Origin of the sequence: Sphingomonas sp., from assembly GCF_042095875.1 — a bacterium.
Lineage (GTDB): Bacteria > Pseudomonadota > Alphaproteobacteria > Sphingomonadales > Sphingomonadaceae > Sphingomonas.
Genome location: NZ_JBELMJ010000017.1, coordinates 5,738 through 27,572 on the forward strand (window position 1 = coordinate 5,738; position 21,835 = coordinate 27,572).

18 protein-coding genes and 1 pseudogene are annotated in these 21,835 nt (G+C 69.7%); 14 read left to right on the plus strand and 5 right to left on the minus strand.

The genetic code is table 11. The features are described from left to right. The 12 genes and pseudogenes from ACFDS6_RS08005 to ACFDS6_RS08060 all read left to right on the plus strand — a co-directional run. Positions 1–594 (plus strand): annotated as a pseudogene (locus ACFDS6_RS08005) (amidase); the annotation flags it as partial. A 57-nt stretch (positions 595–651) separates the two neighbouring features. Next, positions 652–855: a hypothetical protein gene (locus ACFDS6_RS08010; RefSeq protein WP_375271616.1), complete on the plus strand. Its 204-nt coding sequence runs from the start codon at positions 652–654 to the stop codon at positions 853–855. Positions 856–923: 68 nt separating this feature from the next. Beyond that, on the plus strand, positions 924–2,621 hold the full coding sequence (locus tag ACFDS6_RS08015; RefSeq protein WP_375271617.1) for a long-chain fatty acid--CoA ligase: 1,698 nt from the start codon (positions 924–926) through the stop codon (positions 2,619–2,621). 46 nt (positions 2,622–2,667) lie between these two features. Beyond that, a complete protein-coding gene (locus ACFDS6_RS08020) occupies positions 2,668–2,907 on the plus strand; it encodes an exodeoxyribonuclease VII small subunit (protein ID WP_375271618.1) in 240 nt (79 codons plus the stop codon). Then, on the plus strand, positions 2,904–3,818 hold the full coding sequence (locus ACFDS6_RS08025; RefSeq protein WP_375271620.1) for a polyprenyl synthetase family protein: 915 nt from the start codon (positions 2,904–2,906) through the stop codon (positions 3,816–3,818). Before ACFDS6_RS08020 ends, ACFDS6_RS08025 begins: the two co-directional genes overlap by 4 nt. Before the next feature lie 2 nt (positions 3,819–3,820). Then, the gene (coaD, locus tag ACFDS6_RS08030) at positions 3,821–4,357 is read left to right on the plus strand and encodes a pantetheine-phosphate adenylyltransferase (protein ID WP_375271621.1); all 537 of its coding nucleotides are present in this window, start codon (positions 3,821–3,823) and stop codon (positions 4,355–4,357) included. A 105-nt stretch (positions 4,358–4,462) separates the two neighbouring features. Then, positions 4,463–5,167: a peptidylprolyl isomerase gene (locus ACFDS6_RS08035; RefSeq protein ID WP_375271622.1), complete on the plus strand. Its 705-nt coding sequence runs from the start codon at positions 4,463–4,465 to the stop codon at positions 5,165–5,167. Between the two features lie 25 nt (positions 5,168–5,192). Next, entirely contained in the window at positions 5,193–6,230 is a 1,038-nt protein-coding gene (queA, locus tag ACFDS6_RS08040; protein ID WP_375271623.1) for a tRNA preQ1(34) S-adenosylmethionine ribosyltransferase-isomerase QueA, read from the plus strand. After that, a complete protein-coding gene (locus ACFDS6_RS08045) occupies positions 6,227–6,757 on the plus strand; it encodes an EF-hand domain-containing protein (RefSeq protein WP_375271624.1) in 531 nt (176 codons plus the stop codon). The genes queA and ACFDS6_RS08045 overlap by 4 nt, the downstream gene beginning before the upstream one ends. Beyond that, on the plus strand, positions 6,754–7,902 hold the full coding sequence (tgt, locus tag ACFDS6_RS08050) for a tRNA guanosine(34) transglycosylase Tgt (protein ID WP_375271625.1): 1,149 nt from the start codon (positions 6,754–6,756) through the stop codon (positions 7,900–7,902). The genes ACFDS6_RS08045 and tgt overlap by 4 nt, the downstream gene beginning before the upstream one ends. A 3-nt stretch (positions 7,903–7,905) precedes the next feature. Next, positions 7,906–8,094 carry a hypothetical protein gene (locus ACFDS6_RS08055; protein ID WP_375271626.1) on the plus strand — a complete coding sequence of 63 codons (189 nt, stop codon included), beginning with the start codon at positions 7,906–7,908 and terminating at the stop codon, positions 8,092–8,094. 121 nt (positions 8,095–8,215) lie between these two features. Then, positions 8,216–9,319: a cell wall hydrolase gene (locus ACFDS6_RS08060; RefSeq protein ID WP_375271627.1), complete on the plus strand. Its 1,104-nt coding sequence runs from the start codon at positions 8,216–8,218 to the stop codon at positions 9,317–9,319. 6 nt (positions 9,320–9,325) lie between these two features. On the opposite strand, the gene ACFDS6_RS08065 is transcribed toward ACFDS6_RS08060, so the two are convergent. From ACFDS6_RS08065 to ACFDS6_RS08075, 3 genes are all read right to left on the minus strand, one after another. Then, a complete protein-coding gene (locus ACFDS6_RS08065) occupies positions 9,326–9,733 on the minus strand; it encodes a hypothetical protein (protein ID WP_375271628.1) in 408 nt (135 codons plus the stop codon). Between the two features lie 97 nt (positions 9,734–9,830). Then, entirely contained in the window at positions 9,831–12,113 is a 2,283-nt protein-coding gene (locus ACFDS6_RS08070) for an NADP-dependent malic enzyme (protein WP_375271630.1), read from the minus strand. A gap of 39 nt (positions 12,114–12,152) precedes the next feature. Then, positions 12,153–12,644, minus strand: a complete 492-nt coding sequence (locus ACFDS6_RS08075) for a methylated-DNA--[protein]-cysteine S-methyltransferase (protein ID WP_375271631.1) — start codon at positions 12,642–12,644, stop codon at positions 12,153–12,155. A gap of 124 nt (positions 12,645–12,768) precedes the next feature. Between ACFDS6_RS08075 and mutS the strand changes: the two genes are divergently transcribed. Beyond that, positions 12,769–15,342 carry a DNA mismatch repair protein MutS gene (mutS, locus tag ACFDS6_RS08080; RefSeq protein ID WP_375271663.1) on the plus strand — a complete coding sequence of 858 codons (2,574 nt, stop codon included), beginning with the start codon at positions 12,769–12,771 and terminating at the stop codon, positions 15,340–15,342. 57 nt (positions 15,343–15,399) lie between these two features. After that, positions 15,400–18,147, plus strand: a complete 2,748-nt coding sequence (locus tag ACFDS6_RS08085) for a [protein-PII] uridylyltransferase (protein ID WP_375271632.1) — start codon at positions 15,400–15,402, stop codon at positions 18,145–18,147. A gap of 62 nt (positions 18,148–18,209) precedes the next feature. Here the strand turns inward: ACFDS6_RS08085 and ACFDS6_RS08090 are convergent, their stop codons facing one another. Next, positions 18,210–20,996, minus strand: a complete 2,787-nt coding sequence (locus ACFDS6_RS08090) for a TonB-dependent receptor (RefSeq protein ID WP_375271633.1) — start codon at positions 20,994–20,996, stop codon at positions 18,210–18,212. Positions 20,997–21,231: 235 nt separating this feature from the next. Beyond that, entirely contained in the window at positions 21,232–21,765 is a 534-nt protein-coding gene (gene infC, locus ACFDS6_RS08095) for a translation initiation factor IF-3 (protein ID WP_174193308.1), read from the minus strand. Positions 21,766–21,835: the final 70 nt, after the last annotated feature.

Here is a 21,835-nt window from a genome sequence, read left to right on the forward strand (position 1 = left end):
AAGCTCGACGGGCTGGGCGAGGCCGAGTTCCAGGTGCTGCTGACCGAGTTGAAGGTCGATCTCGACCGCTATCTCGCGACCACGCCGCCTACGGTCACGACCCGCACGCTCGATCAGGTGATCGCGTTCAACCGCGCGCACGCGGACGCCGAGATGCCGTTCTTTGCGCAGGAAACGTTCGAGAAGGCGGCCGCGACCAAGGGGCTGTCCGATCCCGCCTACAAGGCGGCACGCGCCAAGTCGCTGCGGCTGGCAGGGGCGGAGGGGATCGACGCGATGCTGCGCACCGCCGACGCGCAGATACTGGTCGAGCCGAGCTACGGCGCGGCGTGGCTGAGCGACACGGTCTACGGCGACCAGTACAACGGCCCGTCCGCCGCCAGCCTGCCCGCGATCGCGGGTTACCCGCACCTGACGGTGCCGATGGGGCAGGTGCGCGGCCTGCCGGTCGGGCTGTCGTTCATCGGCACGCGCGGCACCGATGGGCGCGTGCTGGGCGCGGGCTACGCCTATGAACAGGCGGCGCGCGCGCGTGTCGCGCCACGCTACGCGGCCACCGCCGACGCGGGGTCGGGGCTGGACGGTACGCGGTGACGCGCGACTTTCCGCGCGGGCGTTAATCATGTATGCGGTCGGGCAGGGGGAAGTTCGATGAAGCATCGCCGACGCGTCGCCATTGCCGCCACCGGAGCCCTGCTCGCGATGGTCGCGCTTCGTCATCCGACCGCCGACCTGCGCATCGTGACGCACGAGGCGCGCGACACCGCGCCGCATCGCGTCCAGGCGGCGATCGACCTGGGGCTGGTCGGCGTCTCGATCCTCTACACCTGGACCGCGCCGCGCATCACCGGCTGAGTTGACGGACACGTAAAGTCACGCTTCGTCAATTGAAGCGTGCCCCGGTCTTGCTTACACGCGTGTCAATGACCGACGAGCGCGCCTGGCAAACCCGATACCGCCACCCGACACCCTGGGCGGTCGACCTGCCGCCGATGTCGATGCCCGACATGTTCGAGCGCTCGGTCGCGCTCCACGCCGACAAGCCCGCGATCGACTTCCTCGGGCGGCGATATCGCTACGACGAGGTGGCGGACGGCGCGCGGCGCGTGGCGGCGGGGCTCGCCGCGCTGGGCTACGGCAAGGGCGACCGGATCGGGCTGTTCCTGCCCAACGTGCCGCATTACGTCGCGGCTTACTACGGCGCGCTCCTGCTCGGCGCGACCGTGGTCAACTTTTCCCCGCTCTACACGGTCGACGAACTCGTCCACCAGGTCGAGGATTCGGGCACGCGCGTGCTGTTCACCGTGTCGGCGAAGGCGTTGCTGCCGACCGCGCTCAAGGTGCTGGACAAGAGCCTGCTCGAACGGGTGATCGTCGGGTCGGTCGCGGGCGTGCTGCCGCCGGCCAAGTCGCTCCTCTACCGCCTGTTCAAGAGCAAGGAGGTGGCGAAGCGCCCCGACGACGCGCGCGTGACCGCATTCTCCGCGCTGATCGCCAACGACGGACAGTTCACGGCACCTCAGATCGACGCCGCCAGCGACGTCGCGCTGCTGCAATATACCGGCGGCACCACCGGCGCGCCGAAGGGCGCGATGCTGACCCACGCCAATCTGACCGCGAACGCGCGACAGGTGGTATCGCTCGACCCGCACCGCGATCAGGTCGACCGCATCGTCGGCGCGCTGCCGCTGTTCCACGTTTTCGCCAACACCTGCGTGCTCAACCGCACGGTGCTGAACGGCGGCGAGATGGTGCTGCTGCCGCGCTTCGAGGCGGGGCAGGTGCTCGACGCGATCTCGCGTACCAAGGCGACCGCGCTGCCGGGCGTGCCGACGATGTACCAGGCGCTGTTCGATCACGCCAAGTTCGCCGGAACCGATTTCTCGTCGCTGCGCGTCTGCATCTCGGGCGGGGCGCCGCTGCCCGCCGAGTTGCGCGACAAATGGGGCGCGGCGACCGGCGCGCGGCTGGTCGAGGGCTACGGCCTGTCGGAGAGTTCGGGCGTGCTGACGTGCAACCCGTACGAAGGCGAGCAGCACCCCGGCACGATCGGGCAGCCGTTGCCGGGCACGCGGCTGCGGCTGGTCAACAAGGAGGACCCGACCAAAACGGTGCCGCCGGGTGAGCCGGGCGAGATCGTAGCGCGGGGCGCGCAGATCATGGCGGGCTACTGGAACCGCCCCGAGGCGGCGGTGGACGCGTTCGTGGAACAGGACGGCGAGCGCTGGCTGCGTACCGGCGACGTCGGCGTGATCGACGAGCACGGCTTCGTCGCGGTGGTCGACCGGCTGAAGGACATGATCTCGGTCGGCGGGTTCAAGGTGTTCCCGAGCCAGATCGAGGAAATCCTCTACCACCACGGCGCGATCAAGGAGGCGTTGGTGGTCGGCGTGCCCGACGCGTACCGGGGCGAGGCGCCGCGCGCGTTCGTGACGCTCAACGACAACGCGCCGGCGACGGACAGCGCGGCGCTGATGATGTGGCTCAATCCCAAGCTCGGCAAGCACGAGCGCGTCGACGCGGTGGTGGTTCGCGACAGCCTGCCCAAGACGATGATCGGCAAGCTGAGCCGCAAGGACCTGCTCGCGGAGCTGCGCGCGAAGGCGGACGGCGCACGGTGATGCCGCTGCTTGACCAGCCGCGGCGCGCTGCCGCATAGCCGCAGGCATGGATCAATCGACCGAGAAGCTGTCGTTCGAGGACGCGATGCGCGAGCTGGAGGCCATCGTCGGCAAGCTCGAGTCGGGCGATACCCCGCTGGAGGACGCGATCCGGCTGTACGAGCGCGGCAGCTCGCTGCGCGCGCGCTGTGCCGAGCGGCTGGACGCCGCGCAGGCGCGGATCGAGGCCATCCGCGTCGGCGCCGACGGCAAGCCCGCGGGCGTGCAGCCGTTCAACGTCGGATGAGCTCCGCGCCGCTCCAGCCGACGTCGCTCGGGCTCGCCGACGCGCTCACGCAGGTGCAGGCGGAGATCGACCGGCGGTTCGACGCGCTGCTCGCGGTGCCCGACGACGCGCGCGCGCGACTCTACCAGGCGATGCGCCACGCCGCGATCGGCGGCGGCAAGAGGTTGCGCCCGCTGCTCGTCTTCGCGACCGCGCGATTGTTCGACGTCGACCGCGAGCACGCGGGGCGCGCGGGCGTCGCGCTGGAGGCGATCCACGCTTACTCGCTCGTCCACGACGACCTGCCCGCGATGGACGACGACGACCTGCGCCACGGCAAGCCGACCGTCCACAAGGCGTATGACGAGGCGACCGCGATCCTCGCGGGTGACTGCCTCCACGCGCTCGCGTTCGAGGTGCTGGCCGATCCGGCCACCCATCCCGATCCCGCTGTACGCGCCGAGCTGATCGCCGATCTCGCGCGCGCGTCCGGGCCCGCGGGCATGGCGGGCGGGCAGATGATGGACCTGGTGGCGGAGAACGAGGCGTTTGACCTCGGCACCGTGACGCGGTTGCAGCAGTTGAAGACCGGCGCGCTGATCTGCGCCGCGGTGGAGGCGGGCGCGATCCTGGGCCGCGTGCCGCCGGACGCGCGCACGTCGCTTCGCGGCTACGCGCACGATCTCGGCCTCGCCTTTCAGATCGTCGACGACCTGATGGACGTCGAGGGCGACGAGGCGCTGGCGGGCAAGAAGCTGCGCAAGGACGAGGCGGCGGGCAAGGAGACATTCGTGTCGCTGCTCGGCATCGAGCGCGCGCGGGAGCAGTCGCGGCTGCTAGTCGACCAGGCGATCGAGCACCTGCGACACTACGGCGACGAGGCCGACCTGCTGCGCGCCATCGCGCGCTTCGTCGTTGAGCGGGATCGTTGAGCATGAGCGCCGGTAACGACCGATCGCAGACGGGCACGCCGCGGATCGGCGTCTATCCCGGCACCTTCGATCCGATCACACTCGGTCACATGGACATCATCCGCCGCGGCGCGAAGCTGGTCGACCAGCTCGTCATTGGGGTCACCACAAACCCATCCAAGTCGCCGATGTTCTCGGTTGAAGAACGCATGACGATGGTCGAGCGCGAGGTCGCCAACCTGCCCGGCGACATTCGCGTCGTGCAGTTCGACTCGCTGCTGATGGACTTCGCCGAGCGCGAGCGCGCGAGCGTGATCGTGCGCGGGCTGCGCGCCGTGGCCGATTTCGAGTATGAATATCAGATGGCGGGGATGAACCAGAAGCTAAACGATCGGATCGAGACGGTCTTCCTGATGGCCGACGTCGGATTGCAGCCGATCGCGTCCAAGCTAGTCAAGGAGATCGCGATCTTCGGCGGCGATATCCGCAAGTTCGTGACGCCGACGATCTGCACCGAGGTCGTCCAACGCGTCGAGCAGGTCGGCCGCCGCGGCTCCTGACCGCGACGTGCCCGCGTAATCCGCGGCGCGGTTGCCGCCATTCACGTTGGCGCAATCGGCGATTTGCTTTAGGTGGGCGCATCCTGTCATCACCGTGAAGGTCCGATGCGCTACATTGCCGCTTTTCTATCGCTGATCCTGTCTTTCCTGGCGCTGCCCGCGCTCGCGCAGGAACCGCAGCCCGCGTCCGCCGGTGCGGCGCAGCCGCTGCCGACCACCGATCTCCAGAACGTGTGGCTGCTCGACCTCTCGACCGGCGGGCGGGTCGCCATCCTGCTGCGCCCCGATGTCGCGCCCAAGATGGTGGAGCGGATAAAGACTCTGACGCGGCAGCATTTCTACGATGGTTTGGTGTTCCACCGCGTGATCGACGGCTTCATGGCGCAGGGCGGCGACCCCAAGGGCGACGGCACCGGCGGCTCGCAGCTGCCCGACGTCGTGGCCGAGTTCAACTACCTGCCGCACGTGCGCGGCGCGGTCGCGGCGGCGCGTGCCGAGGCGGAGGACAGCGCCAACAGCCAGTTCTACATCGTCTTCCAACCGCGACTGCAGCTCGACAAGAAATACACCGTGTTCGGGCGCGTGATGACCGGCATGAACTACGTCGACGCGATCGAGCGCGGCGAGCCGCCGGCGAACCCGTCGCGGATCGTCCACGCTTATATCGCGGGCGACAATCCTCCGGCCTATCAGCCCGGTGCGGCCACGCCGGTGATCCCGGCGGCACTCGGTGACGTGACGCTGCCGGGTGCGAAGCCCTCGAAGGCCGCGCCATCCGCTCCCGCGAAGAAGCGCAGCCCGCGCCGCTGAGCCGCGCGCGCGAAGGCCGAGAAGCGTGAACGTCGACCTGTTCGATTTCGACTTGCCGGGTGAGCGGATCGCGCTGCGCCCGGCCGCGCCGCGCGATGCCGCGCGGATGCTGGTGGTGGATGCGGACGGCATGCGCGACCGCGTCGTGTCCGACCTGCCGGACGCGCTGCGCAGCGGCGACCTGCTCGTGTTCAACGACACGCGCGTCATCCCCGCGCGGCTGGAGGGGACGCGCGGGCAGGCGCGGATCGGCGCGACGCTGCACAAGCGTGAGGGACCGCGGCGCTGGCGCGCGTTCGTGCGCAACGCCAAACGGCTGCGCGAGGGCGACGTGATCGATTTCGGCGCCGGCGTGACCGCGGGCGTCGACGCGCGCGAGGAGGACGGCAGCCTCGCGCTCGACTTCCTCGGCGACGAGCCGGTCGAGCTGCTGCTGGAGCGCGCGGGGCAGATGCCGCTGCCGCCCTATATCGCGGGCAAGCGCGCGACCGACGCGCGCGACCGCGACGATTACCAGACGATGTTCGCGCGTGAGGCTGGCGCGGTCGCCGCACCCACCGCGGCGCTGCACTTCACCCCCGATCTGCTCGCGCGGCTGGAGGCGGCCGGGATCGCGCACGCGACGCTGACGCTCCACGTCGGCGCGGGCACCTTCCTGCCGGTCAAGGCCGAGGACACAGACGATCACCGCATGCACGCCGAGTGGGGCCGCATCGACGCCGCCACCGCCGATCGCCTGAACGCGATCCGCGCGCGCGGCGGCCGCGTGATCGCGGTCGGTACCACCTCGCTGCGCCTGATCGAGAGTGCGACCGGCGAGGACGATCTCGTCCGCCCATTCGAGGGCGACACGCGCATCTTCATTACGCCGGGCTACCGCTTTCGCGGCATCGACGGGCTGATGACCAACTTCCACCTGCCGCGCTCGACGCTGTTCATGCTGATCTCGGCGCTGATGGGGCTGGAGGGGATGCAGGCGGCCTACGCGCACGCGATCGAGCATGGCTACCGCTTCTACTCCTACGGTGATGCCTCGCTGCTGTTGCCCGGAGCGGCGCGGTGATCGGGTCGGTCATGCTCGCGCTCGCGTTGCAGGTGGCAGCGCAGGAGGGCGGCGATGTGGTGGTGCGCGCGCCGCTGCCGGGCACGCCGCAGACGCCCGCGACAATGGTGGTGGAGCCGGCCGCGATGCTGATTGCGACGTTCGATACGAACGGCGACGGTCTGGTCGACCGCACCGAGCTGATCGAGGGCGTGCGCCACACCTTCGAGGCGATCGACACCGCCAGGACGGGGCAGCTGCGCTACATCGCCTTCGCCGACTGGGCGGAGCGTTGGCTGGGTGACCGCAACGCCTTGCCGAGCCCGTTCGAGGTCGACCGCGACCAGGACGACCAGGTCTCACTTGACGAGTTGCAGGACCATTTCTCGCGACTGTTCGCGCGCTACGACCGGAACGGTGACCGGCAGATCAGCCGCGCCGAGCTGCTGACCTATCGTACCGCTCCGATCGACGCCAAGGGGCCGACCGCGGGGCGCCCGCCGGTCAAGCCGCCCGCGCCACCCGCGAAGAAGCGGAGGTCCAGGTGAGCCGGTTCGAGTTCACCATCGCCGCGACCGACGGGCGCGCGCGTACCGGCGCGATCCAGATGGAGCGCGGCACCATCCGCACGCCCGCGTTCATGCCGGTCGGCACCGCCGCGACGGTCAAGGCGATGAAGCCCGCCGACGTGCGCGCGGCGGGAGCGGACATCATCCTGGGCAACACCTATCACCTCATGCTGCGCCCGGGGGCGGAGCGGGTGGCGAGGCTCGGCGGACTGCACGCGTTCATGGGGTGGGATCGCCCCATCCTGACCGATTCGGGCGGCTATCAGGTGATGAGCCTGTCGGCGCTAACCAAGCGGTCGGAGGAGGGTGTCGCCTTCCGCTCGCACCTCGACGGCTCGCGCCACATGCTGTCGCCGGAGCGCTCGATCGAGATCCAGCGGCTGCTCGGCAGCAACATCACCATGGCGTTCGACGAACTGGTCCCGACCACCTCGACGCGCGAGGTGCAGGCCGCGGCGATGGAGCGGTCTATGCGCTGGGCCAAGCGCAGCCGCGACGCGTTTGACGGGCTGGACGGGCGCGGCGGCGAGCGCCACGCGTCGCACAACGCGATCTTCGGCATCCAGCAGGGTGCGCTTAACGAAGGGCTGCGCCGTGCCTCCGCCGACGCGCTGGTCGACATCGGCTTCGACGGTTACGCGATCGGTGGGCTCGCGGTGGGTGAGGGGCAGGAGGCGATGTTCGCCTGCCTCGACTACGCACCGGGTCAGCTGCCGGCCGACCGCCCGCGCTACCTGATGGGCGTCGGCAAGCCCGACGACATCGTCGGCGCGGTCGAGCGCGGCGTCGACATGTTCGACTGCGTGCTGCCGACGCGCTCGGGGCGGACCGGTCAGGCGTTCACGCGCGGCGGGCCGATCAACATCCGCAACGCGCGCTTCGGCGAGGATCAGGCGCCGCTCGATCCCGCCTGCGCCTGTTCGGTGTGCGGCACGTGGAGCCGCGCCTACCTGCATCATCTGGTGCGCGCGGGCGAGATGCTGGGCGCGATGCTGATGACCGAGCATAACATCTTCTTCTATCAGGCGCTGATGGCGGACCTGCGCGCCGCGGTCGCCGGCGGCACGCTGAACCTGTTCGCCAGCGATTTCCGATCGCGCTACGGCGCCGACAAGGGAGAGTGAATGATGAGCGACGAGCCGAACGAGATACTCGAAGCAGCCAAGGCGGCGAAGGCGCACCAGGACGCGGGCGCCGACAAGGCGAAGGCGAGCGACCGTGCCCGGCGCTGGCAGCTGGGCAAGTACGTCGGCGTCGGGATCGGTTCGGCCGCGGTCGCCGCGGCGCTGCTGTTCGCCAACGGCAAGAAGCGCTAAACCGCGTAAACGCCGCCCGCGGCCGTGCCGCGCCGGGACGGTGCGCAGATGCTAGCGGATCGACAAGGTTCGATCGGTTAAGGCGCGTGCTGACCCGCCTGACGCGGGCGCGTGACGGAGAATGACGATCGCCAGCGTGGCCGACCCGGTACAGCGACGAACCGCCCTAGTGCGCTTGCGCGAGGTGCGCGTGCTGCCGGTCGTGCTGGCCGCGCTCGCGATCCTGGCGGTGTCGGCGCTGGCGGCGCAGGTGCTGTTGCGCGTGATCGGGGTGGCGCCCGCCGTCAGTCGCCCGGTCCGCAGCGTCAGCGTGCCCGCACCTGCGCGCGCGCGCCCCCCGGCTGCCGCGCCGATCTATGCGTCGCCGGCGGCGGGCACGACGGGAACGATCGCGCTGCCGCCGGTGCCGCTCGCCTTCGATCGGATCATGCCCGGCGACGGGTCGGTCGTCGCCGCGCAACCGTTCTCGACCGCGCTGGCGAGTGCCGCCGATCGCGGCCGCGCGCTGGAGTGCCTGACCGCCGCGATCTACTATGAGGCAGCGTCCGAGCCCGACGACGGACAGCGCGCGGTGGCGCAGGTAATCCTCAACCGCGCGCGTCACCCCGCCTTTCCAGCAACCGTCTGCGGCGTGGTCTATCAGGGGTCGGAGCGCAGCGTCTGCCAGTTCAGCTTCGCGTGCGACGGCGCGTTGGCGCGGGTGCCGTCGCGCGGCGGCTGGGCGCGCGCGGCGCGCGTCGCGGCGGCGGCGCTCGGCGGCTACGTCTTCGCGCCTGTCGGACTCGCGACTCATTACCACACGTACGCGGTCACGCCGGCGTGGAACCGCACGCTGGTGATGACCGACGCGATCGGCGCGCACTTCTTTCATCGCTGGAAGGGCTATTGGGGCACCGCGGGCGCGTTCGTGCAGCGCTATCGCGGGGGCGAGCCGGTGCCGGGACCGCATCGACCGGCCGACCCGTTGCTGACGCCGGTGCTGCCGGTGCCCGTGATCGCGGACAGCCAGACGATCGTCTCGACGCCGCTGGTCGGCGCAGCCAACGCAGCCGTGCCTGTTGCCACGGCGACGCCGCGGGCGATCACACCCGACACACAGTTGCAACCGCGTCACGCGCAGAGCGGAGAAGCGCGGACGCCGGCACCATCGCCGACAGCGCCGCCGCCCGTGCCCGAGTCCCAGATACTGGATCGCTGGAAGGACTCGGGCAAACCGCTCAGATAGGCTGGCTCAGCGGCAGCGGACGTTGTTCCTGTCGACCGACTTGCCGAGTGCGGCGCCGCCCGCACCGCCCAGCAGCGCACCGAGCAGTCCCGAGCCGCCGGGCTGGAGCGCGGTGCCGAGCACGCCGCCCGCGAGGCCGCCGACGATCAGGCCGGTGGTACCGTCGTTGCGGCGGCAGTAGTAACGCCCGTCGCGGCCGGCATAGACGCGGTCGCGGCTGTTCAGGCGGCGCTCACGGTAGCGCGCGTCGTCGCGATAGTAGCGATCGGCGTAATAGCCGCCCTGACCGGGATCGGGCCGGTTGTAGTCGTAGGCGCCGTACCCGTTGTAGCTGTTGCCACCCAGGCCGCCGCCCAGCCCGTTGCATCCCGACACCAACATCGCCGCGCTCAACGCCGCCACTACCATCTTCATTATCCGCCTCCTGTTACGTGGATATGAGAGGCAATGATCGACGCGACCGATCGGTTGCGAACCGGTCCAATCTATTGTTCGGGACGGGTCGCTTTATTCAGCGCGCGATGCCGCCCGCCGCCAGCACCGCCAGCGTCACCAGCTCGCTGGCGGTCGAGGTCATCGGCGCGATCTGCACCGGCTTCTCCATGCCGATCAGCATTGGGCCGATCATGTCGTCGCCGCCCAGCTCGCGCAGCAGCTTGGCCGAGATGTTGGCCGATTGCAGCCCCGGCATGACCAGGATGTTCGCCGGGCCCGACAGGCGCGCGAACGGGTAGTTCGCCTGCTGCTTGGGGTTGAGCGCGACGTCGGGCGACATCTCGCCCTCATATTCGAAGCTCACCTGCCGCCCGTCGAGCACGGTGACCGCCTGGCGGATGTTGTCGAGGAACGAACCCTCGGGCGTGCCGAAGGTCGAGTAGCTGAGGAACGCGACGCGCGGCTCGTGGCCCATGCGGCGCGCCACGGCGGCGGTCTGCTCGGCGATGTCGGCCAGTTCCTCCGCGCTCGGGCGCTCGTTGACGGTCGTGTCGGCGATGAAGATCGTGTGGCTCTGCCCGACGAGCACGTGGATGCCGAACGGCGTGCGCTCGGGCTTGGGATCGATCACACGGCGCACTTCGCGGTAGCTCTGCGCGAAGGTGCGCGTGATGCCGGTGATCATCGCGTCGGCCTCGCCGAGCTGGAGCAGCACCGCGCCGAAGGTGTTGCGGTCCTGGTTGATCATCCGCTCGCAATCGCGGCGCAGGTAGCCGCGGCGCTGCAGCCGGCCGTAGAGGAAGTCGACCATCCGCGGCACCAGCGGCGACTTGCGGCTGTTGTGGACCTCGTACTCCTCGGGGTTGGCAATACCGAGTGCGCCCAATCGGTCGTGCACGTCGTCGCGCCCGACCAGCACCGGCGTGCCGTAGCCACCTTCCTTGAACGCGATCGCCGCGCGCAGCACGACCTCCTCCTCGCCTTCCGCGAAGATGATGCGCTTGGGATGCGCGCGCGCGCCCTCGTAGGCGAGGCTCAGGACCGAGGTGGTCGGGTTGAGCCGCGCGCGCAGCGTCTGGCGGTACGCGTCGATGTCGAGGATCGGCTTGGTCGCGACGCCCGAGTCCATCGCCGCCTTCGCGACCGCGACCGACACCAGCTCCATCAGCCGCGGATCGAACGGCGCGGGGATGATATACTCGGGGCCGAAGCTGTGCTGCACGCCGTAGGCGGCGGCGACTTCCTCCGGCACGCGCTGCCGCGCCAGTTCGGCGATCGCGTTGGCGGCGGCGATCTTCATCTCGTCGTTGATCGCCGACGCGCGCACGTCCAGCGCGCCGCGGAAGATGAACGGGAAGCCGAGCACGTTGTTGACCTGGTTCGGATAATCCGAGCGCCCGGTCGCGATGATCGCGTCGGGGCGCGCGGTCTTGGCGGCCTCGGGCCGGATCTCGGGCTCGGGGTTCGCCATTGCGAAGATGATCGGCGCCTTCGCCATGTCCTTGACCATCTCGGGCTTGAGCGCGCCCGCCGCCGACAGCCCTAGGAACACGTCGGCACCCGCCAGCGCCTCCGTGAGGGTGCGACGATCGGTCGCGACCGCGTGCGCCGACTGCCACTGGTTCACGTCGTCGCGGCCCTGGTAGATCACGCCGGTACGGTCGCAGATGATGACGTTCTGCTGGCGCACGCCCATCGCCTTGATCAGGTCGGTGCAAGCGAGCGCGGCCGCCCCCGCGCCGTTCACCACGACCTTCACGTCGGCGAGGCGACGCCCGGTCAGCAGGCAGGCGTTGATCAGCCCGGCGGCGCAGATGATCGCGGTGCCGTGCTGATCGTCGTGGAAGACCGGAATGTTCATCCGCTCGCGCAGGGACTGCTCGATGATGAAGCACTCGGGCGCCTTGATGTCCTCCAGGTTGATGCCGCCAAAGCTGGGTTCGAGCAGCGCCACCGCGTTGACGAAGGCGTCGACGTCCTCCGTCGCCAGTTCGAGATCGATCGAGTCGACGTCGGCGAAGCGCTTGAACAGCACCGCCTTGCCCTCCATCACCGGCTTAGAGGCGAGCGCGCCCAGGTTGCCGAGCCCCAGGATTGCGGTTCCGTTGGAGATTACCGCGACGAGATTGCCCTTGGCGGTGTAGTCGTAGGCGAGCGCGGGATCGTCGGCGATCGCGCGCACCGGCACCGCGACGCCCGGCGAGTAGGCGAGCGCCAGGTCGCGCTGCGTCGCCATCGGCTTGGAGGCGATGATTTCGATCTTGCCCGGCCGTCCCTCCGAGTGGAACAGCAGCGCCTCCCGCTCCGAGAACTGGACGTTGGTCACTTCTTCGGCGGCGCCGTTGCGGGAGTCGGTCATGCGCGTGCCCTTACGTAAAGCGGCGGGGGATGTGAACCGCTACCATGCGCCGGAGATGCGACGTTCGTGATCCAGCAGGAAGCGTTTCGCCGCCAGCCCGCCCGCGAAGCCGGTCAGCGCGCCGTTCGCACCGACGACGCGGTGGCACGGCGCCACGATCGATAGCGGATTGCGCCCGTTCGCCGCGCCGACTGCGCGCGTGGCCGCGGGGCGTCCGATCGCGCGCGCGATCTCGGCGTAGCTGCGCGTTTCGCCGAACGGAATGTCGGCGAGCGCGAGCCACACGTCGCGCTGGAACGGCGTGCCCTGCGGTGCGAGCGGCAACGCGAAGCGCGTGCGCGTGCCGGCGAAATACGCGCTCAACTGCTCGGCCGCGGCAGCGAGCACGGGATGGTCGTCGCGCTCGGCGGCATCCGCCAGCCGCACCCGGCCGGGCGCGTCGTCGGGCCACAGGATGGCGACCAGCCCGTCATCGCACGCGACCAGCGTCAGCGATCCGATCGGGGAGGGCAGGAGTGTGCGGTAGAGCATGGCGGGCGTCTCGTGGCGGCGTGCGCTCTGCCTAGCGTACCTACGAGCACCCGGACACGTCTTTCGCGCGCGCGCCCGCTTCTGTATCGCGCCCGCGATGGCGAGCGTTTCCACCCCGACCCCGATGATGGCGCAATATCTGGCGCTGAAGGCGGAGGCGGCGGACTGCCTGTTGTTCTACCGCATGGGCGATTTCTTCGAACTTTTCTTCGACGACGCGCGCGTCGCGGCGCAGGTGCTCGACATCGCACTGACCGCGCGCGGCGAGCACGAGGGCGAGAAGATCCCGATGTGCGGCGTGCCGATCCACGCCGCGACCGGCTATCTGCAACGCCTGATCAAGGCCGGGCACCGCGTCGCCATCGCCGAGCAGACCGAGACACCCGAGGCGGCGCGCAAGGCGCGGGGATCGAAGGCGCTGGTCGGGCGGGCGATCGTCCGCTTCGTCACCGCGGGCACGCTGACCGAGGAAGCGCTGCTCGACGCGCGCGCGGCGAACTGGTGCGCGGCGATCGGCGAGGTGAACGGCGCTGTCGCGATCGCGGCGGCGGACGTGTCGACCGGACGCTTCGTGGTGATCGAGACAGACTCCGGCGACATGGGCGCCGAACTCGCGCGGCTGGGTGCGGCCGAAGTGGTCGCGTGCGAGGGCGCGGATCACCCCGCCAGCGTGTGGCGCCCGCGCGCCGATTTCGACAGCGCGGGCGGCGAGGCGCGGTTGAAGCGGCTGTACGGCGTCGCCACGCTCGACGGCTTCGGCCAGTTCTCGCGCGCCGCGCTGTCGGCGGCGGGCGCGCTCGTCGCCTATCTGGAGCATAACGCCAAAGGCGCGCTGCCTTTCCTGCGGCCGCCGACGCTGGCGGCCGCCGCCGAGACGATGGCGATCGACGCCGCGACGCGCGAGAGCCTGGAGCTGACCTGCACCGTGTCGGGGCAGCGCAAGGGAAGCCTGCTCGACGCGGTCGACCGCACGGTGACGGGCGCGGGCGCGCGCCTGCTGGCCGAGGACATTGCCGCGCCGCTGATGGATCTGCCCGCGATCGAGGCGCGGCAGGCGCTGGTCGCGCTATTCCACGACGACGATGTCTTGCGCGAGCGGTTGCGCGCGAGCTTGCGCGCCTTGCCCGATATCGGCCGCGCGCTGGGGCGATTGGCGGCGGGGCGGGGCGGACCGCGCGATCTCGGGCAGTTGCGCGACGGGCTCGACGGCGCGTGGCACCTCGCCGAACTGCTCGGCCGGATCGCGCCCGCACCCGCGCTGCTCGCCGAGACGCTGCCGCGGCTGCGCGGACACGGCGCGCTGATCGACCTGCTCAAGCGCGCTTTGGTGCCCGCTCCGCCAATCGAGGCGAGCGACGGCGGCTATATCGCCGCGGGCTATGACGCAGCACTCGACGACCTGCGTGACGCAGGGATGGGCGGGCGGCGCGCGATCGCGGCGCTTGAGGCGAGATACCGCGCCGACACGGGCGTCAGTGCGCTCAAGATCAAGCACAACGGCGTCCTCGGCTACCATATCGAGGTGCCCGCGCGCGCCGCCGACCCGCTGATGCGCGCCGACTCCGGCTTCACGCACCGGCAGACGATGGCGGGCGCGATCCGCTTCAACGCGCCCGAGCTGCACGAGGTGGCGAGCCGCGTCACGCAGGCAGGCGCGCACGCGCTGACCGCGGAGGCCGCGCACCTGGAGGAATTGACGCAGACCGCGCTCGCCGCGCGCGAGGGGGTGGCCGCGACCGCCGACGCGCTCGCCCGCCTCGACGTCGCGGCCGGGCTCGCCGAGCGCGCGGCGGAGGGGCACTGGACGAGGCCGCGGCTGGTCGAGCAGGCGTGTTTCGAGGTGACCGGCGGACGCCATCCGGTGGTGGAGAGCGCGCTGGCGAAATCGGGCGACCGCTTCGTCGCAAACGACTGCCGCCTGTCGGAGGCCAACCGGCTGTGGCTCGTCACCGGCCCCAACATGGGTGGCAAGTCGACCTTCCTGCGGCAGAACGCGCTGATCGCGGTGCTGGCGCAGGCGGGCAGCTACGTGCCCGCGATGACCGCGACGATCGGGCTGGTCGACCGGCTGTTCAGCCGCGTCGGCGCGTCGGACAATCTCGCGCGCGGGCGCTCGACCTTCATGGTCGAGATGGTGGAGACCGCCGCGATCCTGGCGCAGGCTTCCCCGCGCAGTTTCGTGATCCTCGACGAGGTCGGGCGCGGCACCTCGACCTACGACGGACTCGCGATCGCCTGGGCGGTGGTGGAGGCGATCCACGAGGAGAACCGCTGCCGCTGCCTGTTCGCGACCCATTATCACGAGCTGACGCGGCTCGCGGAGCGCTGCGACGCGCTGTCGCTCCACCACGTCCGCGCGCGCGAGTGGAAGGGTGATCTGGTGCTGCTGCACGAGGTGGCGGAAGGCCCGGCGGACCGCAGCTACGGGCTGGCGGTCGCGCGGCTCGCCGGCATGTCGCCCGGCACGGTGTCGCGCGCCAAGTCGGTGCTCGCCAAGCTGGAGGCGGGGCGCGCCAGGACCGGCGGGCTCGCCGCCGGGCTCGACGACCTGCCGCTGTTCGCCGCCGCCGCGCAGGCCGAGGAGGAGAAGTGCGACGCGATCCGCGCCGAGGTCGAGGCGATCGATGTCGACGCGCTCACCCCGCGCGAGGCGCTCGACACGCTCTACCGATTGAAGGCGCTCGCGCGCGAAGGATGATTGTCGGGACCGACGCGGGGCTCCCCATCGGCGCGGCGCGCGCTTATGTCGGGAGCCATGCGCCGATCCTTCGAGCAACTGCCCAACCGCCGCGCTATCGTCGACCGCCGCGCGCTCGTCGACGCGCTCGCAGCACTGCCGGGGAAAGGCGACGCGCAGCTCCGCCGCGGCGCCACCGCGATCCTCAAGCGCGCGCTCGATGCTGGGCGCGCCGAGATCGCGCGGCGGCTGGCCGAGCATCCCTCGCGCGGGCTGGAGGCGGCGAACGCGCAGGCGTATCTGGTCGACCAGGTCATCGTCGCGCTCGCCGACTTCACGACGTCGCGGCTCTACCCATTGAGCAACCCGACCGCGTCGGAGCGGCTGCTGCTGATCGCGGTCGGCGGCTACGGGCGCGGCGAGATGGCGCCGTTCAGCGACGTCGACATCGGCTTCGTGACCCCGTGGAAGCAGACGCCCTGGGCCGAGCAGGCGATCGAATCGATGCTCTACGCTCTGTGGGACCTGGGGCTGAAGGTCGGTCATTCGAGCCGCTCGCTCGACGACATGGTGCGCCAGGCCAAGGCCGACGTGACGGTGCGTACCGCGCTGCTCGAAGCGCGCTACCTGTGGGGCGACGAGGGGCTGTACGAGGAAGCCGCGGAGCGGTTCGACAAGGAGGTGCGGAGCGGCACCGAGCGGCAGTTCGTCGCCGACAAGCTCGCCGAGCGCAACGCGCGCCACGTGCGAATGGGCGACACTCGCTACGTGGTGGAGCCCAACATCAAGGAAGGGAAGGGCGGCCTGCGCGACCTGCACGCGCTCTTCTGGATCGGCAAATACGCCTACAAGGTGCAGCGCGCGGCGGAACTGGTCGGCAACGGCTTGTTCACGCGCGCCGAATACCGGCTGTTCCACCGCGCCGACAACTTCCTCTGGGCGGTACGCTGCCACCTCCACCTGATCGCGGGGCGCGCGGAGGACCGGCTGACTTTCGATTACCAGCGCGAGATCGCGGCGCGGATGAACTACGCCGACCGCCCCGGGAAATCGGCGGTGGAACGCTTCATGCAATTCTACTTCCTGCAGGCGAAGACGGTCGGTTCGCTGACCGGCCTGTTCCTCGCCCACCTGGAGGAGCGCTACAACCGCCGCCACAGCGGCGAGCGGATCAAGCGACTGCTGCGCTCCCCGCGCAAGCTGAACGGCTTCACCATGGACCGCGGACGGCTGGCGATCCCCGGCGACGATTTCTTCGCCGCCGACCCGGTCCGGTTGGTCGAGGTGTTCGCGCTCGCCGCGCAGACGCAGATGGAGATTCACCCGCTCGCGCTGCGTTGCGCGACCCGCGACGCGAAGCTCGCCGCCTCGGTCAGGCGTGAACCGCGCGCGAACGCCTTGTTCCTCGACGTGCTGACCAGCCGCAACGATCCCGAACTGGTGCTGCGCTGGATGAACGAGACGGGCGTGCTGGGGCGCTTCCTGCCCGATTTCGCGCGCGTCGTGGCGCAGATGCAGTTCGACATGTACCACCATTACACGGTCGACGAGCACACGATCCGCGCGGTCGGGCTGCTCGCGCGGATCGAAAAGGGCGAGCTGAAGGACGATCATCCGCTCGCCAGCGCGGTGATGGAGCAGGTCGTGTCCCGCCGCGTGCTCTACGTCGCGGTGCTGCTCCACGACATCGCCAAGGGGCGCGGCGGCGACCATTCGGTGCTGGGCGCAGAGGTCGCGCTGCGCGTCTGCCCGCGGCTCGGCCTGACGCGCGCGGAGACGGAGACGGTGTCGTGGCTGGTGCGCCACCACCTGCTGATGTCGGCGACCGCGTTCAAGCGCGACCTGTCGGACTTCAAGACGATCCTCGATTTCACCGCCACCGTGCAGAGCGTTGAGCGGCTGCGCCTGCTGCTGGTGCTGACCACGGTCGACATACGCGCGGTGGGACCCGGCACGTGGAACGGGTGGAAGGGGCAACTGCTCGCCGATTTGTACGACGGCGCGGAGGAGGTTCTGAGGCTCGGCCACAAGCAGAAGGGTCGGGCCGAGCGGATCGCCGCCAAGCAGGACGGCTTGCGCGCGGCGATGGGGTGGGACGCGGACGCACTCGCCGCCTACGTCCGCCGGCTGCCCGAGCCGTACTGGATCGCCGAGCCCGCCGACGTGCTCGCTGCCAACGCCGCGGTTGTGCGCGACGCGGGCGACGCGCCGCTGTCGATCGCGGCGCAGGTCTATCCGGAGCGCGGCGCGACGCTCATCACCGTCTACGCGACCGATCACCCGGGATTGTTCTTCCGCATCGCAGGCGCGATCAACGTCGCGGGTGGCAACATCATCGACGCGCGCATCCACACGACGCGCGACGGCATGGCGCTCGACAATTTTCTCGTCCAGGACCCGCTCGGCCGCCCGTTCGACGAGGCCGAGCAGTTGCAGCGCATCCGCGTGACGATCGAGGACGCGCTCGCCGGACGCGTTCGCCTGACCGACCGGCTGAAGGCCAAGCCGCTGCCGCGGCTGCGCGCCGACGCGTTCGCGATTGCGCCGGACGTGCTGGTCGACAACAAGGCGTCGAACCGCTTCACCGTGGTGGAAGTCGCCGCGCGCGATCGCCCGGCGCTGCTCAACCAGCTCGCGCACGCGCTGTTCCAGTCGAAGGTGACGATCCACTCCGCGCACGTCTCGACCTACGGCGAGCGGGCGGTGGATACCTTCTACCTGACCGACCTGACCGGCGACAAGATCGCGCTCCCCTCCAGGGTCAGGAGCATCGAGCGGCGGTTGCTGGCGGCCGCGGCGGGCAAGGCGCTGGAGGAGGCCGCCTAGGGCCGATAGAAAAGGCCGGCTCGCGGATGCGAACCGGCCTTTCCCTATAACTGCTCAGCCGATCAGAAGCGCGTGCGCAGCGTCACGCCGTAGGTCCGCGGCTCGGCGAGGTAGGAGGTGAACACCTGGTTCGCGGTGGCGAAGCCGCCGGTCGCGCCGAATGCCTGTACCTGCGCCTGGCTGCCCGCACCCTGGAACGGCGCGTTGAAGGCGACCTGCTGGTAGTTCTTGTTGAGTAGGTTCTGCGCGAACACCTCGATCGCCCACAGGTCGTCGCGCCCGTGCAGGCCGACGCGCGCGTTCACGACCGTGAAGCCGTCCTGCACCTTCTCCGGAAAGTTGTCCGATCCGGTGTTGTAATCCGACGAGGTGCGCTGATCGATGTAGAACAGCGCCGACAGCCCGTTCGAGCCGATGTCGGGCGTCCATGACGCCGAGGTCGTGATGACGTTGCGCGGTGCCAGCGGCATCTGCGCGCCCGGCAGCAGGAACAGCGCCGGGTCGAGCGGCTCGCCCGAGGCGGAGCCGACGATGTTGCGGCGCACCTTGGTGTCGGCGAAGGTGTAGCCCATCGTGATCGCGACCTGGCGCGCGGGGTAGAAGCCGGCCTCGACCTCGACGCCCTGGCTGCGCACGCCGGTGCCGACGTCGCTCGTGCAGCGTCCGGTCGCGGCATTGTTGTCGACGTCGCCGCCGTTCAGGCTGTCGTCGCAGCTGCCCAGATTCTGCACGATGAAGTTCGTGCCGTTGAACGTGTTGAGCTGGAAGTTGGTGAAGTCGGAGCGGAAGCCCGCCAGGTTGAAGGTGAACCGGCGCGACGAGTATTTCAGGCCGACTTCGTACGCGTTGACCGTCTCGGGGTCGAAGCGCAGCGCGGCCGCGTTCGGCGCCAGCGTCGTCTGCGGCAGATAGGCGAGGCCCAGGTCAGAGCGGTCGAGGTTGTAGCCGCCCGCCTTGAACCCGCGCGAGTAGCTCGCGTAGGTCATCAGCCGGTCGACCGGCTTCCACGACAGCACCGCGGTGCCGGTGAACTCGTCGTTGTCGAAGCTGTCGCTGATCGACTTGCCGCTGATCGTCGAGCTGGAATTGCCGGTGCAGCTGAGCGTCAGGATGCCGGCGACGGTCGAGGCGAGCTGCGGATTGGCGAGCAGCGGCGCCAGGCTGCCGAGCTGCTGCGCGCAGACGGTGTTGTCGTTGGTGAAGCTGGCGTTCAGGTCCTTCATCTCCTTCGTCCAGCGCAGGCCGCCGGTCAGCGACAGCCGATCGGTGATCTTCAGGACGTTGTGGGTGAAGAAGGCGTAGCTCTCGCTCTTCTGGTCGTAGATGTCGCGCAGCGCGCCGCGGTCGCTGATCGTCGACAGGCGGTCGATGCCGGCGAGGATGGTGCCGGTGGCGGCGCCGAACGCCGGCTGCGTGCCGGGTACGACACCCGACAGCACCGCGCGACCGGCCGCGCTCAAGCAGCCCGGCTGGCGCGGCGCGCGCAGTGCGGCGGCCGGATTGGCGCTGGCGATCACGCGACAGGCGGCGAACGCGCCGTAATCGGTGCCGAAGCGCAGGTTGTCCGACACGCGCAGCTTTTCGTTGCTGTAGAAGCCGCCGATCAGCCAGTTGAGCCGGTCACCGAACGCCTCGCCGTTCAGGCGCAATTCCTGCGTAAAGGTACGGAAGCGGCGGAACGCGTTGCCGTCGTCGGCGCGGTAGACGAGGTCGAGGTTGCCGTAGTCGAAATCGCCCGCGCCGAACGACTTGTACTCGCGGTACGCGGTGATCGAGGTCAGCGCGGCACCGCCGAAGTTCCAGTCGATCTGCGCCGAGCCGCCGTAATCCTTGGTGATGTTCGAGTAAGCGCGGCCGCGCGTCTGCGCGATGCGACGGTTGTATGGATCGCCCGCGCTCGGGAACACCGCGCCGAGCGAGGTCATCACGTCGACGATGCGGTTGGCCGGCGCGATCGCGAAGTCGCCCGCGACGCCCGGCGTCGGATCGGTCTTCTCGCGCAGGTCGACGTAGACCGCGCCGCAGCACTTCTCGTCGCGGCGGGTATAGTCGCCGATCAGGCGGACGGAGAAGTCGCTCGACGGCTCCAGCAGCAACTGGCCGCGCACGAAGAAGCGGTCGCGGTCGTTGTAATCGGTGTCGTTGATGACATCGCGGTAGAAGCCGTCACGCTTGGCGTAGACGCCGTCGACACGGAAGGCGAGCAGGTCCTTGACGATCGGCCCGGTCAGCGCGCCGGCGACGCGGACGGCGTCGTAATTGCCGTAGGTCGCCTCGCCGTAGCCGCCGAAGTCGAACGACGGCGCCTTGGTGTAGATGTTGATCGCGCCCGCCGACGAGTTGCGGCCCGACAGCGTGCCCTGCGGCCCGCGCAGCACCTCGACGCGCTCGATCTCGCCGATGTCGTTCAGGCCGGAGCCGGTGCGGCTGCGATACACGCCGTCGATGAAGGTGACGACCGAGCTTTCCAGGCCGGGGTTGTCGCCGACGGTGCCGATGCCGCGGATGCGCGCCGACGCGTTCGCTTCCGATCCGGTCGACGACACGCTGAGCGACGGCGCGAGCTGCGCCACGCCGCGGATATCGGTCGCGCCCGAATTCTGCAGGCTCTCCTGGCTCACCGCGTTGATCGAGATCGGCACGTCGGCCAGCCGCTCGGCGCGGCGGGTGGCGGTCACGACGATGTCGCCCGCGCCCAGCTCGCCCGTCGGGCTCGTCTGCGCGGCGGCGGTGTTGGACTGGCCGTCAACGGCGGCGTTGGTGGTGACGGGGCTGGTCTGCTCCTGCGCCAGCGCGGGGCAGGCCGCCAGACAGGCGACGGTGGACAGCAGGGTCGCGGTAATGCGCATGGAAACGGCCTCTCCCAGATTTTGAATATTGGGTTTGGCGGCGTTCTATGCGGCTGCGTTTACGCGTCTAGTAAAACTTACGTGTCACGTAACGGAAAGCCGAGGGGGTGTAGCGCCGGCGCAACACCTGCGTGGAAAACGTCGGCGTCGCGCGTGCGGGGTGCCGCTACGGAAACCAGCACATCCGGCCGCGGGTACGGCGCGCCGGCGGCCGACCCGCCGACGCGCAAGCTAATTATTTGGGCGACAGCACCATCAGCATCTGTCGACCTTCCATCCGCGGATAGGCCTCCACCTTGGCGATCTCGTTCGTCGCCTCGGCCACGCGCTGGAGCACCGCCATGCCGAGCGAGCCGTGGCTCAGCTCGCGGCCACGGAAGCGCATGGTGACCTTCACCTTGTCGCCTTCCTCGATGAACTCGACCACCTTCTTCATCTTGGTGTCGTAATCGTGGTCGTCGATGTTCGGACGCATCTTGATCTCCTTGATCTCCTGCGTCTTCTGGCTCTTGCGCGCGGCGTTGGCCTTCTTCTGCGCCTCGTACTTGAACTTGCCGACGTCGAGGAACTTGGCCACGGGCGGGTCCGCGTTGGGCGACACCTCGACTAGGTCGAGCCCGACTTCCTTGGCCTGCGCCATCGCTTCGCGCGTGTACATCACGCCGAGATTCTCGCCCTCGTGATCGATCACGCGGACCTTCTGGCTCTGGATCCACTCGTTGAAGCGAGGGCCGTTCATCGGCGGCGCCTGCATGGGGCGGCGCATCATGGGCGGACGGATAGATACTTCTCCTGTTGATTCACTAGGCCCGATATAAGCTTTCGGTTGACGAATCGGA

What these genes read in the sequence shown, in the direction of transcription:
- ACFDS6_RS08035 (WP_375271622.1), top strand. Translation starts at nt 4,463, where the DNA reads ATGCGCTACATTGCCGCTTTTCTATCGCTGATCCTGTCTTTCCTGGCG.
- mutS (WP_375271663.1), top strand. Translation starts at nt 12,769, where the DNA reads ATGATGGCGCAATATCTGGCGCTGAAGGCGGAGGCGGCGGACTGCCTG.
- ACFDS6_RS08070 (WP_375271630.1), bottom strand. Translation starts at nt 12,113, where the DNA reads ATGACCGACTCCCGCAACGGCGCCGCCGAAGAAGTGACCAACGTCCAG.
- ACFDS6_RS08060 (WP_375271627.1), top strand. Translation starts at nt 8,216, where the DNA reads ATGACGATCGCCAGCGTGGCCGACCCGGTACAGCGACGAACCGCCCTA.
- ACFDS6_RS08015 (WP_375271617.1), top strand. Translation starts at nt 924, where the DNA reads ATGACCGACGAGCGCGCCTGGCAAACCCGATACCGCCACCCGACACCC.
- infC (WP_174193308.1), bottom strand. Translation starts at nt 21,765, where the DNA reads ATGATGCGCCGCCCCATGCAGGCGCCGCCGATGAACGGCCCTCGCTTC.
- ACFDS6_RS08065 (WP_375271628.1), bottom strand. Translation starts at nt 9,733, where the DNA reads ATGAAGATGGTAGTGGCGGCGTTGAGCGCGGCGATGTTGGTGTCGGGA.
- ACFDS6_RS08075 (WP_375271631.1), bottom strand. Translation starts at nt 12,644, where the DNA reads ATGCTCTACCGCACACTCCTGCCCTCCCCGATCGGATCGCTGACGCTG.
- ACFDS6_RS08055 (WP_375271626.1), top strand. Translation starts at nt 7,906, where the DNA reads ATGAGCGACGAGCCGAACGAGATACTCGAAGCAGCCAAGGCGGCGAAG.
- ACFDS6_RS08010 (WP_375271616.1), top strand. Translation starts at nt 652, where the DNA reads ATGAAGCATCGCCGACGCGTCGCCATTGCCGCCACCGGAGCCCTGCTC.
- ACFDS6_RS08085 (WP_375271632.1), top strand. Translation starts at nt 15,400, where the DNA reads ATGCGCCGATCCTTCGAGCAACTGCCCAACCGCCGCGCTATCGTCGAC.
- ACFDS6_RS08090 (WP_375271633.1), bottom strand. Translation starts at nt 20,996, where the DNA reads ATGCGCATTACCGCGACCCTGCTGTCCACCGTCGCCTGTCTGGCGGCC.
- ACFDS6_RS08025 (WP_375271620.1), top strand. Translation starts at nt 2,904, where the DNA reads ATGAGCTCCGCGCCGCTCCAGCCGACGTCGCTCGGGCTCGCCGACGCG.
- coaD (WP_375271621.1), top strand. Translation starts at nt 3,821, where the DNA reads ATGAGCGCCGGTAACGACCGATCGCAGACGGGCACGCCGCGGATCGGC.
- ACFDS6_RS08020 (WP_375271618.1), top strand. Translation starts at nt 2,668, where the DNA reads ATGGATCAATCGACCGAGAAGCTGTCGTTCGAGGACGCGATGCGCGAG.